Below are 12450 nucleotides of genomic sequence, written 5' to 3'. Positions count from 1 at the left end.
TAAACTTAATTCTCTTTTAGATAATGCGTTATTAGATCTTTAAACACTACAGATGCTGCTTCATTTGTCACAGCTTCTTCTAATAGCAAAACTTTAAAAAGTGCCTTTCTAAACTCCTTATCATGATCGAGTACATTGAATAGCTCTTGAGTTAAAAAATGTTCTGGAGGGAAATAACCTATTTGACAATTTGATCTAAAATTAGACCTAAAGATCCCTCTTAGCTTATTTACCTTATCATCGAACAATGAACTACTAAATTCTTCAAAAAAACTCTCCCTGCTTTTTTGAGATGTCATTAAGCTAAATTGTAAATCTAAATATTTTTGATATGTTGATTTAGTAGGAATAGAAGAATATCTCACACCTAAAGATTTAAATATTTGTTGATTATTTTTAAAAATAGAACCGAATAAATATTCAGCCATCGTTCCTCTTTCCACAGTTACAGTAGTTACAATAGTTAGATCACCTTTTATTTCTATTAAAGCCTTGCCATTTTCTTGATTATATCTTTTAAAGGGATCGATTCTCTCTAAAGCATCTAAAGTAAAAAACGTATCACAAGGCTTTCCACTCCACAATTCTTTTACAACGATTAAATTTTCTTCAGGGAAAATAAGTAACTCATCTAAAGTTCGAAATGATTCTGGATAAAACATATCCAAAGATAGGTTTTCATCTAGTTTTATGCCTTCAATTAAAAATGCCATGACTATTTTTATATAGTGATTAAAATATGAATCATATATTTTTTATGTTTATAAATATTTTATTTTTAACTCGCCCCATTTAACATAATGGGCGTTATACGAAGTATATTTTAATATTAACTTAAATATCAATTACTTAAAAACATAAACACCATTAAAAATTCACAAAATTCCGACTTTGAAACAAGTCGATAGTTTATTCCTAATTTTATTTTTGTCTCAAAGCTAATACGAAAACACGCCTATTTTTAATGTGGCTTAAACTTCAAACATGAATTTTACTCACTTTAGGTTGAGACTAAATCATTTTTATTCATGTTTAGATTGCGGTATAAATTACACCATTCAAGCAATTTAGATTTAATCTCAAAAATTAGGATGACCATCACCATGAGTAAAGAGTTTGCATGTTCAATCAAACGCATTCGTTTTGATGAAAACTATCAACCAGCAGATAGCACACGCCTAACAACTAACTTTGCTAACCTAGCACGTGGTGAAAGCCGTGAGCAGAATCTACGTAATACGCTTCGAATGATTAACAATCGTTTTAATGCTTTAGCACAAACAGATAATCCAAATGGTGATCGTTATTCGCTTGAAATTGACATTATTTCTGCGGATTTAGATATTGAAGGCAATGGTCAAACTTTTCCAATCATTGAAATGCTGAAAAGCACCATTACCGATCATCATACCAATCAGCGTATTGAAGGCATGATTGGCAATAGCTTCTCATCTTATGTACGTGACTACGATTTTAGTGTGGTACTGAAAGAACATAATCAAGAGAACTCAACTTCGTACGCACCTGAAGGTTTTGGTGATTTACACGGCAAGCTTTATCAATATTTAGTAAATTCAGATACTTTTAAGGCTGAGTTTAATCAACAGCCTGTCATTTGCTTAAGTGTTTCAACAGCACGGACTTATCACCGTACGACCAATGAGCATCCAATTTTGGGTGTTGAATACAAGCAAGATCAATACTCACGTACCGATGAATATTTCCATAAGATGGGCTTACAAGTTCGCTTCTTTATGCCGAAAGGAAGCGTTGCACCTTTAGCATTCTATTTTGCGGGTGATTTACTGCGTGATTACACTGATTTTGAACTGATCAGTGCGATTAGTACCATGGAAACGTTCCAAAAAATTTATCGCCCTGAAATTTACAATGCAAATTCATCAGCGGCACAAGTTTATAAAGCAAGTTTAGAGTACCCAGATTATTCATTAACACGAATTGTCTATGACCGTGTTGAACGTGGTCAGCTCGCAGTCAAACAAGGTAAATGGACTGAAGAAAACTTTATCAAGCCTTATCAAAACATCCTTGAGCAATGGGCTGCTAATTACAACGTAGAGCGTAACGCTGCTTAATTTAACTGAAATAGAATATTGAAATAGAGATTTAAAATGGCCATTTTATTACCCACATCAACTGCTGGCAGCTTACCAAAACCTTCTTGGCTTGCAGAACCAGAAAAACTTTGGTCACCTTGGAAACTTGAAGGTGAGCAACTGATTGAAGCCAAACAAGATGCTTTACGTCTGTCATTGCAAGAACAGCAACATGCTGGCATTGATATTGTCAGTGATGGCGAACAAACCCGCCAACATTTTGTGACCACGTTTATTGAACATCTAGATGGCGTGGATTTTGAGAAGCGCGAAACAGTTCGTATCCGTAACCGTTATGATGCCAGTGTACCATCTGTAGTGGGTGCAGTTTCTCGTCAAAAGCCAGTGTTTGTGGAAGATGCTAAATTCTTACGCAGCCAAACCACCCAACCAATTAAATGGGCACTTCCTGGCCCAATGACTATGATTGATACGCTTTATGATGGTCACTACAAAAGCCGTGAAAAACTGGCTTGGGAATTTGCCAAAATCTTAAACCAAGAAGCCTTAGAACTTGAAGCTGCTGGTGTTGATATCATTCAGTTTGATGAGCCTGCATTTAATGTGTTCTTTGATGAAGTGAATGATTGGGGTGTGGCAACTTTAGAGCGTGCTCTTGAAGGTTTAAAGTGTGAAACTGCGGTGCATATTTGCTATGGTTACGGCATTAAAGCCAATACCGACTGGAAAAAAACGTTAGGTTCAGAATGGCGTCAGTACGAAGAAGCGTTCCCTAAACTACAAAAATCGAAGATTGATATCGTTTCACTTGAATGTCAAAACTCACGTGTGCCAATGGATCTGATTGAACTGATTCGTGGTAAAAAAGTCATGGTGGGTGCGATTGATGTTGCAACCAACACCATTGAAACAGCAGAAGAAGTTGCCAATACATTGCGTAAAGCGCTTCAGTTTGTTGATGCAGATAAACTTTATCCTTCAACCAACTGTGGTATGGCGCCTTTGGCACGTGAAGTGGCACGCGGTAAACTGAATGCTTTAAGCGCAGGTGCTGAAATCATTCGTAAAGAACTTTCGACTTCATACGCATCTATCGCATGATGTGAAAGAGCTACGCATTAGATAAAATGGGTAGCTCTTATCTCAGTAGAAAGCATGCGTCAGCGCTCCCCAGAATGCATTCTAATCCAGTGGTTATATGACCGAATTGTGTGATATAGCCCAATTTAAACAAAATGTACGGTTCAATTTAGGAATAAAGTGATGATTGAAGCAACAGACTTTAGAAATGCTATGTCTTCGTTAACCAGCGCAGTAAGTGTTGTGACCACGGCAGGTATGTCTGATCGTCATGGTTTCACTGCATCTGCCGTATGTAGCGTTACCGATACTCCCCCAACTTTATTGGTCTGTATGAATAAAGCTTCTCGATCACATGAGCATTTTATCGAAAATAAGATTTTAACGGTAAATGTTTTAGGTGCACAGCATGAGCATATTTCTAACGTATTCTCCTCTAAACTGAGTTCAGAAGAACGTTTTAAGCACGGGATTTGGAAAGAGTTGGAAACAGGCGCACCAGTATTAGAAGATGCTTTGGTCAATTTTGATTGTGAAATTGATCAAATTCAGGAAGTGGGTACTCATACCATTTTTATCTGCCGTATTGTTGCAATTCAACAAAGTCAGCAAGATCAGAGTCTAGTTTATTTTAATCGAGCTTATCATCAAGTTGGGCAGACCGAAATCGCTTAAATAATAGTTTCTTCGATAGAATATATCTCGAAGAAAAACAATCTCAAAAATAAAAAAAGCCAATCATAAGATTGGCTTTCGTTGTTCTACATCCATTTCATTTGCATCTTATATCCAATACAGTCTCTTACATCTTCACCGAATGCTGAAAATTTAGCCCACTTTTCCAAAAGTTTCTGCTGAATGAACCCTGATTTAATTAGTACATTCTGCGACCTAACGTTCTCAACAGCACAAAATGTAGAAGTCCCTTGAAAATTCCCCATATGAATACATTAATCTGGAGAAATTTGATTTAAGAGTTCTGGGTACATCATCATTTAATAAAATGGCGATTGCGCGGATTTTTTTTGATTGATTCTAAAATCATAAAATGTAGACAAAAGACACAGTATTATTAGTAAAATTATTGAAAAAAAATCCTTAGTAATAAAAAATACAATGCAAAACCCCAACATAATATTACATCTAATCAACTGTTTTTTGATCACTTTATGTAGAATAAAAATACCGAATACTACAATGGTAATAAAAAAATATTCATAAGGTAGAAGCACAATAAGCCACATACAAATTTGTATTAGATCAAATTGATCTAATATTCGTTTAGGTTTATTAAAATTGAGAAAAATAAGATATAAAAATAATGGAAAAACAAACAATAGTGGAAGTATAAAAACAATAAACCCAATTCCAATTATGCTTAGAAAAATTGAACAAACACCTAATATATAACGAAATACTGGTAAAAATTGTTCTATATTATTTTGTCTAAAAATAGATTGCATTTTTGTTGACTCTCATCAAGATTCTAATGTATCGCTATATGTAAAATAATTTAGTTTCCATCAAACGAGCAAAATATACTTTATACAAAACTTAAAAAAAATAGCCCCATATCAAGGAGCTATTTTACGTAAATTATCTTCTATGAAATATTGCTATTCAAAATGATCAGACCAATCTTATGATTGGCTTTCATATTATTGATGCTTAAGCCATTAATGCTTCAATATCTGCAATCGATTTTACAACGCCTTTGGTTAAAACCAGTGGCCCATTGGCAGTCGCAACGACATCATCTTCAATACGAATACCAATCCCACGCCATTTTGCATCCACTGTTTCATCATCTGGCGCAATATAAAGGCCTGGTTCAATCGTTACAACCATCCCTTCTTCATAAGGACGCCATTCGCCAGCTTGTTTGTATGCACCAACGTCATGCACATCCATGCCTAACCAGTGTCCCGTGCCATGCATATAAAACTGATGGTAAGCTTCGGTTTTAATAATCTGTTCAATATCACCCTGCATAATACCAAGTGACAATAAGCCTTCTACCAAAATACGCACTGCAACATGATGTGGCTCTTTATAGGAGTTGCCAATTTTGACCGCGTCAATTGCTGCAAGCTGCGCGTTTAATACAATTTCATATAACGCTTTTTGCTCAGGGCTAAACTTACCATTGACTGGAAAAGTACGAGTAATGTCTGATGCATATAACTCATATTCACAAGCAGCATCAATCAGAACCAAATCACCATCTTTCAATTCTTGATTATTTTCAACATAGTGCAAAATACAAGCATTAGCACCCCCACCTACAATACTGTTATAGGCTGGTACGCAACCTTGTTGCCCAAATACATAATTCAGCTCAGCTTCCAATGCATATTCCATCATGCCCACATGCACAGCTTGCATGGCACGAGTATGGGCTTTTGCACTAATGTTCGATGCAATTTGCATCAATTCAATTTCTTGTGGTGTTTTAAATAAACGGATTTCATCTAAGATACGATCCAGTTGAATCACTTGTGCTGGCGATTCATTGCCACGGCGTTGCTGTGCATCTGCCTGCTGAATCCATTTGCTAACACGGACATCAAACTCAGAACTGTGTCCAATCCGATAGAATAATTTCTGTTTATTCAGTAATTTCTCAATGATTTCTTCGTCAAGCAAATCAATCGCATAAGCTTCATCGGCTTCATAATCATCAATTGCACCGTCAATTCCTGCACGGTAACCATTCCAGATTTCCATCTCACGATTACGTTCGCGGCAGAACAAGCTATAGGTATAGCCTTCATCTAAAGATTCATACGTTTCAATCACAGCAACCGCTTCTGGTTCTGCAAACCCCGTCAAATAGAAAAAACTACTGTCCGCTCGAAATTTATAGTCTGCATCCCGATTACGAATGGCCACTGGGCTGGTGGCAATAATCGCGATACTGTGTGGTCCCATTTCCTCTGCGAGGCGGTCACGACGTTCCTTAAAATCTACTTGAGTCAGTTTTTTCATTGAATGTTCTTCGGTCTTGTTGAATAAAGAATAGGGTTGCTGTGTTTGCGATCTTAAAGCAAAAAATCGACCAAAATTAACTTGGTCGATGTGGTGTAAACATTTCTACAACACTGTTGTCAGGACTCGTTTTATTCTGCTGCATTTTGGCATGAAAGTTTTGCAACAATGAACTTTCATCTACCGCTACTTTCGTGCGACCTAAAGCCAAGCTCACAGGAATCAAGCGTACAAACTCATACAGTTCTAGATAACTGTCCTCACCTTCTTCGTCATTGTCAGATTCTTCAAATTCAACGGCAGCCACATCTTGTAAATGCTCAATCAGCTCCATTTCATCGGCACGAATATGACCTGATGCTAAACCAAAACCCAATACTACACCTGCACACCAGTCTGCCAGTGCTTGCACGCGATCTACCAACACATGTTCATCATCTGGTAATAAAGGCAAGTAGTCTAATTCATCTTCCGAGAGTGCATGCGATACGTCTTCTGCTTCACCAGTAAGTACTGTTAAAGCCATATCACTTAATTCTGGAACATTAAGGGTCGCTAAAATTTGTTGCCACTCTTCACGCGTCGGTGATTCAGTCACACAAACTATACCTGTGAGTAACCCATGTAACTCACTTGGGCTTGAAATCTCTTCAATTTGTGAAAAATGTTGGTTCCATTCCGACCAACCTGAAATATCGTCTTGCATTCGTTTATCCAATCTCTATACTTCTTATATATTACCTTTGTTTGCAACACTGTGCGACTACGTTATGTTAGAAGAATTACAGCGTCTACAGGCGCATATTGGCGTTTTAAAATCCCGACTCACGCATTATGAAACTGAAAATAATGCATTAACTGAAGCCAGCGCAACAGTAGCTGAGCAGCATCACGCCCAAGTTGTGCATAAAAACGGTATCATTACCAAAAAACAAGAAGAAATTGAGAACCTTACAGAGCAATTGACTGAGGTCCAGTCCCAATTTAAGCAACTGAATACCGATGCAACTGCTTTAGCAGACCGTTATAGCCGTTTGGAAAAAAGCTGTACCGATTTAAAAAATCGCTTTCAGGATATTTTAAGTGAACGTAATGAATTACGTGTCATTAAAGAAAAAATGCAGAATGAACAACGTCATGCGCAGCAAGAAATTCAAAGTTTGCAGCAGGAACGTGATAGATTGTTACAAAAAAATGAGTTGGCACGCACCAAAGTGGAAACGATTATTCAGCGCCTATCTATTTTAGGCACTGAACAAGACCAGCATGCACAAGAAATTCAACAATTGGCCCATCCCACCGAAGTAAATGAGGAAATGCAATCATGAGTGAACAAATTCCTGTTGAACTGCGTGTATTGGGACATAGCTTTCGTTTAGCCACCACAGAAGATAAAAAGCCAGAGTTGGAACGTGCTGCACAATTGCTGAATGACAAATATGATGAATTTCGACGTCAAGCACCGCGCATTGAACCTAGTAAACTGATTATTATGGTTGCTCTTGAGCTTATGCAAGAAGTGCTCGCAATGAATAAATCCTTACAGGAATATGCACATTGTGAACGTTTACTCAGCACCATTCTTGAAGATGTCAAAACGCTTACCTAGTTTCACGTTTATTTGCATAATCTCTCGACAAATAGCACTTAATTTTACAGTTCTTTGCCTACGATGATTTGCCAGTATGGGTTTATCCGTTATACTAGGCTTAACTCTGAGATGTTCGCCAGCGGGTCTATTCCCCTGCCGATACTTAAACTTATGGATTGCGTTCTGTATATTTAGAGTGTATGCCCGCCTTCGAGTGGGAAACCCAGCAAGTATACGTCGCGTCCACCTTGAACTCATCGGGTTCAGGGTAACGACACATGCAGCGGCATCATCGGAGTGCTTTATTTTATATAAGAATAATAGCTTATCCACAACAAACCCTTTCCTTTAAAATCACTTTCAGTCGATGTATCGTCTAGATGCAGCATCCAGAAACATTATCCTCAGTTGCATATGTCTATTTGAATTTGCTTTTAACCATGCATAGCTGAGTTAGATTAAAAGTTAAAGTTTTCCTCAATCATTTAATTTCAAACCAAAATTCGTGTATGAGGTCTGCCTACTTCTATAAATGTGTTTAGAGTAGCTCATGAACGTTCACCTCTTTCACTTACTTTGAAAATACTTGGCACCGAGTTCGCAACCAAATAATTTAATGCGCAGTTTCTTTACCTTCGTCAAACTAAGAGCATAATAGCCGATCAATTTTCCAAGTCTTTCCGTCTATATTTTACTGTTTATTGCTGAATAAGCCGTTATAAATAGATTTTCGGCATAAACCCAGCATAAATACGAAGCACTTAAATCCAACAATATCTTTATGGATTGATATAAAAAAAATTGTTATAGAATATATTAAATGTCTGACTATCTGATTAGTTTACACACCAATTCTTGTCTGCTATTTACATTTAATTTCTGATAAATATGTTGGACATGCGTTTTTATGGTCGACAAACTACAATTGAGTTTTTTGGAAATTTGAATGGCTTCCAAATTTGTAAATAATTCCTCCAAAACCACAATTTCTTTTTTGGTTAATTGATATTGATCCATGATTTTATCTTTGTTAATCATATCGACATGATGATGAAAGTGATCGATAGATAATCTATGAAAAGCTTCAAATATTTTCTTTTCTTGCTGATTAAATTTGACTTTGCCCCATTCTCTAAAAATACTCAAACCAAAAATCGGTTGTCCATCGCGCTTTCTGAAGAAAAATTCAGCAGTATCTTCAACTTGCCAGCGCTGCATAAAATTTAAAAATATTTCATTGGGTTGATGTTGCCCCAAAAGTACAATGTTCTGATCATCATGATAAAAATGCTGAAAGCTCACAGGATCATATTCAATTTTGCCATTTAAATATTCATCAATTGCACTTTTTGATATTCCACCTTGCTCAAAATCATAGGCATGTTGAATATTATCAATTTTATATGTTAGAAAACCATCAATATCGGAAGCGTGTTTGATTTGAGCAATAAAATTCTGGCTAAATTGCTGAATAAAATTATGATTAAACATAAATTTTCATCATCCTTTTGAAAATTTAATCTAATAAATAGAACAAAACTATTAGCTTCCTGCCAATAAATAAGGTGACCGATGTATATTCAAAAATATTTATTTAGAATATTTTCTACGGTTTTAATATAATCAATACACAAGTATATTAAAACCTAGAATCTCTCTCATAAATCACACATATTGATCTATTTTTCTCATTATTGAGAAATATGAATGGCTTGTTTATGTGTAAACAATAATAATCCACTTAAACCAAAAGAGTAACCTAAACCCGACATTTTCCAGCCGCCAAACTCGGCCGCAGGTGAAACATCAGAATGGCTATTAATCCAAACCGTACCTGTTTCAAGTCTGCTGGCAATTTCTTGTGCACGATCTAAATCTTTGCTCCAAACTGAACCACCTAAACCAAAAATACTCTTGTTGGCACGTTCAATCACATTATCAACATCACTAAATTTGATGATTGGTAAGACTGGACCAAACTGTTCTTCATCGACCAAAGGCATGCCTTCTGTGACGTTGGTCACTAACGTTGGTGGAATAAAATAGCCATGCTCACTTACTTTTTTCGCCTCAGTGATAATCTGACCACCTTGTGCCACAGCATCCTCAATCATGCCTTTGACTTTATTATATTGCACATGGTTTTGAATTGGACCAAATGTAGTCGTTGAATCTAATCCATTACCGACCACTTGCGCATTGGCGATTTGAGTTAGTTTCTGTGTAAGCGCATCATAAACATTTTCGTGTACATATAAGCGCTTTAATGCTGCGCAGGTTTGCCCCATATTCAAGAATGCAGAACCAAAGATTTTTTCGGCGGCAACATCGACATCGACATCATCTAATACAATCCCGACATCATTGCCGCCCAACTCAAGCACCACACTCTTTAAGGTATTTACCGAATGTTTTAGAATGCTTTGACCAGTACGCGTTGAGCCTGTAAACGTGACTTTATCAACATCTATATGTTCACTCAGTGCCTGACCTACATCGCCTTTACCTAAGACAATATTACACACACCTTTTGGCAAATGACGGTTAATAATTTCAACCAGTTTAATCGTGCTGAGTGGGGTAAATTCAGATGGTTTGTTCACCACGGTATTTTTGGTTTTCAGCGCAGGAAGGAAATGCCAGATTGCAATCATAAATGGCCAATTCCAAGGGGTAATTGAAGCCACAACACCCAACGGACGGTTATAGACCTTTATTGTCTTGCCACTCGGATCGGCAATGGTTTCGACTGGCACTTCCAAACTGGTTATGTATTCAATCCAATTTGCACCAGCTTCAACTTCAAATTGTGCCAAAGCTAACGGTTTACCCTGTTCAGTGGTAATCAACTGAGCAATTTCATTAGTTTCTGCGCGAATATCTTGTGCAATTTTCAGAAAACTTTCATTAATCGTCTGATCAGTCACATGCTGCCATGTTTTAAATGCAGCACGCGCAGCTTGTACAGCTTGATCAACTTGTTCAACTGTTGCACTGTTCATCTCGACAATCGTTTGCTCTGTTGCAGGATTTAATACTGCAAAAGCTTCGCCCTGACCAACAACCGTTTCACCATTTAACAACATGTTACTATTCATCTGACTCATATCCATATTGATGTTCTTTTACATGAAGTTTATCGCTGATTATTATTCATAAACTCATCCTTTGGGATGATTTTAACGCAACCTAGCATAAAAACAATACACTTTATTTATTATTTTCACAAATCTGGTATCAGTATTTTTAAATGTAATTTTACATGTATTTAACAAAACAACAAAGTGGATCAGCTTTGTAATTGCTCAATTCAAATCATGACACCCTGATCACTGTTAGCTTTGATGTTCTTTAAAATATTGTTCAATCTTTTTATTGGGTAAAAACCAAAAAATTGCCAGCATTCCCAAAGTAAGTAATGTCAATTTTGTATTGATAAAACTGAGAAAAATGGATGTGCCGTAAAGTATTACAGAAATAAATAATTTATTGTCTTTACCTAGCAAGTTGGCAGCTAAGGAGTCCACTCCCTCTGACTTGATAAGCGTTTTTTCCAACAAATGATAGGACAATGAACACATAAAAAGAATAAATGCATACAGCGCTGTCGGTATTTGGGCATAATTGCTATAAGAAGACCACCCTGTGGTCAACGGAATCATGGTTAACCAAAACATTAGGTGTAAATTTATCCATAAAATTTTTCCATTAATGCTTTTCACCACTTGGAATAAATGATGATGATTATTCCAATAAATTCCGACATAAATGAAACTCAGGATATAACTAAAAATCAGATGTAATTCATCTTTTAGTGCTGATAAATCCTGACCTTCAGGAATTTTAAGCTCCAATAGCATGACCGTAATAATAATTGCAAAAATTCCATCACTGATTGTTTCTAATCGGAGTTTATTCATCTGTTACTCCTATTGCGGCTCAACAAATCTTTGTTTTGCAGCAAGATAAGACAAATACAACACAGGAATAATAAAGAAAGCAACACTCCAAAAATCTAAGTAAACATATAAAAATGCACCTAAAAATGCGCCAATTACAAAACCAATGACTATACTTAAGCTATGTTGTAACTTATGTTTGTTATCATCACTTTTTTTTCGCAGATAATTTGAAATATCAATCCCAAGCTGTGTAGTATTACCTGTCATCATCGTACTTGGGCTGATGTGTTTAATTAAGGTTTTACTTGAGGTATTTCGAATCGCTAACGCAATTAGACCTAAACCACCTGTAATTGCCACTGTTACACTATCGGCATCTTTAAATGGTTCAAAATACAGTCCTGCAAGCATAAAACCTGTTAAAAAAATGGCTTCACCCAAAAACAAATAACTTAAAGTGATGTGTTTTTGCATGCTGCGGTCAATCCAATATTTGGTAATTACCACAGTTAAAATAAATAATGGGATTGCACCAAGTTTAATCCAAATACCAGGCCCACCTTTGACCCATGCTGCGCCCGCCAAGACTAAGTTTCCTGTCACGTGTGCAGTAAAAAAACCAAATAATGCAATAAAACCAATGGTATCAATTGCACCACCTACAATGGTCAGTAAAATTGGATCTCGACAAATACTCCAAAACCCTTTAGTTTTAACCGTTTCTACATTTTCCATTTTTAAATCCTGAATAAATTAAATCATATAAAAATTAGGCTTTTTTATAATTTTCTCGATAGATATAAGTCAAAAT

Annotated in this window: 12 protein-coding genes and 1 other RNA gene; 6 read left to right on the top strand and 7 right to left on the bottom strand. The window is 36.3% G+C overall.

Translation table 11 applies throughout. From position 1 onward, the window contains the following. Positions 1-5: 5 nt before the first annotated feature. Positions 6-713, bottom strand: a complete 708-nt coding sequence (locus tag M5E07_RS04350) for a hypothetical protein (RefSeq protein ID WP_252222330.1) — start codon at positions 711-713, stop codon at positions 6-8. Between the two features lie 390 nt (positions 714-1103). Between M5E07_RS04350 and M5E07_RS04345 the strand changes: the two genes are divergently transcribed. The 3 genes from M5E07_RS04345 to M5E07_RS04335 all read left to right on the top strand — a co-directional run bounded on the left by M5E07_RS04345 (position 1104) and on the right by M5E07_RS04335 (position 3833). Continuing rightward, positions 1104-2096, top strand: coding sequence for a DUF1852 domain-containing protein (locus M5E07_RS04345; RefSeq protein ID WP_116762251.1), 993 nt, complete (start codon positions 1104-1106; stop codon positions 2094-2096). A gap of 36 nt (positions 2097-2132) precedes the next feature. Next, positions 2133-3179 carry a methionine synthase gene (locus M5E07_RS04340; protein ID WP_252222326.1) on the top strand — a complete coding sequence of 349 codons (1047 nt, stop codon included), beginning with the start codon at positions 2133-2135 and terminating at the stop codon, positions 3177-3179. A 162-nt stretch (positions 3180-3341) separates the two neighbouring features. Then, positions 3342-3833, top strand: a complete 492-nt coding sequence (locus M5E07_RS04335) for a flavin reductase (RefSeq protein WP_252222321.1) — start codon at positions 3342-3344, stop codon at positions 3831-3833. A gap of 993 nt (positions 3834-4826) precedes the next feature. On the opposite strand, the gene pepP is transcribed toward M5E07_RS04335, so the two are convergent. Further along, positions 4827-6146 (bottom strand): Xaa-Pro aminopeptidase, encoded by a 1320-nt coding sequence (gene pepP / locus M5E07_RS04330; protein ID WP_252222318.1) that lies wholly within the window; start codon positions 6144-6146, stop codon positions 4827-4829. Between the two features lie 76 nt (positions 6147-6222). Next, positions 6223-6852 carry a UPF0149 family protein gene (locus M5E07_RS04325; RefSeq protein ID WP_252222315.1) on the bottom strand — a complete coding sequence of 210 codons (630 nt, stop codon included), beginning with the start codon at positions 6850-6852 and terminating at the stop codon, positions 6223-6225. A 64-nt stretch (positions 6853-6916) separates the two neighbouring features. Here M5E07_RS04325 and M5E07_RS04320 point away from each other — a divergent pair, with 64 nt between their 5' ends. From M5E07_RS04320 to ssrS, 3 genes are all read left to right on the top strand, one after another. Further along, the gene (locus M5E07_RS04320) at positions 6917-7474 is read left to right on the top strand and encodes a hypothetical protein (RefSeq protein WP_252222312.1); all 558 of its coding nucleotides are present in this window, start codon (positions 6917-6919) and stop codon (positions 7472-7474) included. Next, positions 7471-7755, top strand: a complete 285-nt coding sequence (locus M5E07_RS04315) for a cell division protein ZapA (RefSeq protein ID WP_116763700.1) — start codon at positions 7471-7473, stop codon at positions 7753-7755. The genes M5E07_RS04320 and M5E07_RS04315 overlap by 4 nt, the downstream gene beginning before the upstream one ends. Positions 7756-7855: 100 nt before the next feature. Beyond that, positions 7856-8040, top strand: a non-coding RNA gene (gene ssrS / locus M5E07_RS04310) — 6S RNA. Between the two features lie 525 nt (positions 8041-8565). On the opposite strand, the gene M5E07_RS04305 is transcribed toward ssrS, so the two are convergent. From M5E07_RS04305 to M5E07_RS04290, 4 genes are all read right to left on the bottom strand, one after another. Then, positions 8566-9228, bottom strand: coding sequence for a helix-turn-helix transcriptional regulator (locus M5E07_RS04305; protein WP_116763702.1), 663 nt, complete (start codon positions 9226-9228; stop codon positions 8566-8568). 200 nt (positions 9229-9428) lie between these two features. Next, on the bottom strand, positions 9429-10835 hold the full coding sequence (locus M5E07_RS04300) for an aldehyde dehydrogenase family protein (RefSeq protein WP_252222309.1): 1407 nt from the start codon (positions 10833-10835) through the stop codon (positions 9429-9431). 237 nt (positions 10836-11072) lie between these two features. Continuing rightward, a complete protein-coding gene (locus M5E07_RS04295; RefSeq protein ID WP_252222305.1) occupies positions 11073-11657 on the bottom strand; it encodes a TMEM175 family protein in 585 nt (194 codons plus the stop codon). A 9-nt stretch (positions 11658-11666) separates the two neighbouring features. Then, a complete protein-coding gene (locus M5E07_RS04290; protein ID WP_116763706.1) occupies positions 11667-12374 on the bottom strand; it encodes a YoaK family protein in 708 nt (235 codons plus the stop codon). Positions 12375-12450: the final 76 nt, after the last annotated feature.

Origin of the sequence: Acinetobacter tibetensis, assembly GCF_023824315.1 — a bacterium.
Lineage (GTDB): Bacteria > Pseudomonadota > Gammaproteobacteria > Pseudomonadales > Moraxellaceae > Acinetobacter > Acinetobacter tibetensis.
This window is presented reverse-complemented; position numbering and strand designations above follow the sequence as displayed.

Excerpts from the sequence above, each read along its gene's own strand:
- M5E07_RS04350 (WP_252222330.1), bottom strand. The coding sequence starts at position 713 with ATGGCATTTTTAATTGAAGGCATAAAACTAGATGAAAACCTATCTTTG.
- M5E07_RS04345 (WP_116762251.1), top strand. The coding sequence starts at position 1,104 with ATGAGTAAAGAGTTTGCATGTTCAATCAAACGCATTCGTTTTGATGAA.
- M5E07_RS04340 (WP_252222326.1), top strand. The coding sequence starts at position 2,133 with ATGGCCATTTTATTACCCACATCAACTGCTGGCAGCTTACCAAAACCT.
- M5E07_RS04335 (WP_252222321.1), top strand. The coding sequence starts at position 3,342 with ATGATTGAAGCAACAGACTTTAGAAATGCTATGTCTTCGTTAACCAGC.
- pepP (WP_252222318.1), bottom strand. The coding sequence starts at position 6,146 with ATGAAAAAACTGACTCAAGTAGATTTTAAGGAACGTCGTGACCGCCTC.
- M5E07_RS04325 (WP_252222315.1), bottom strand. The coding sequence starts at position 6,852 with ATGCAAGACGATATTTCAGGTTGGTCGGAATGGAACCAACATTTTTCA.
- M5E07_RS04320 (WP_252222312.1), top strand. The coding sequence starts at position 6,917 with ATGTTAGAAGAATTACAGCGTCTACAGGCGCATATTGGCGTTTTAAAA.
- M5E07_RS04315 (WP_116763700.1), top strand. The coding sequence starts at position 7,471 with ATGAGTGAACAAATTCCTGTTGAACTGCGTGTATTGGGACATAGCTTT.
- M5E07_RS04305 (WP_116763702.1), bottom strand. The coding sequence starts at position 9,228 with ATGTTTAATCATAATTTTATTCAGCAATTTAGCCAGAATTTTATTGCT.
- M5E07_RS04300 (WP_252222309.1), bottom strand. The coding sequence starts at position 10,835 with ATGAATAGTAACATGTTGTTAAATGGTGAAACGGTTGTTGGTCAGGGC.
- M5E07_RS04295 (WP_252222305.1), bottom strand. The coding sequence starts at position 11,657 with ATGAATAAACTCCGATTAGAAACAATCAGTGATGGAATTTTTGCAATT.
- M5E07_RS04290 (WP_116763706.1), bottom strand. The coding sequence starts at position 12,374 with ATGGAAAATGTAGAAACGGTTAAAACTAAAGGGTTTTGGAGTATTTGT.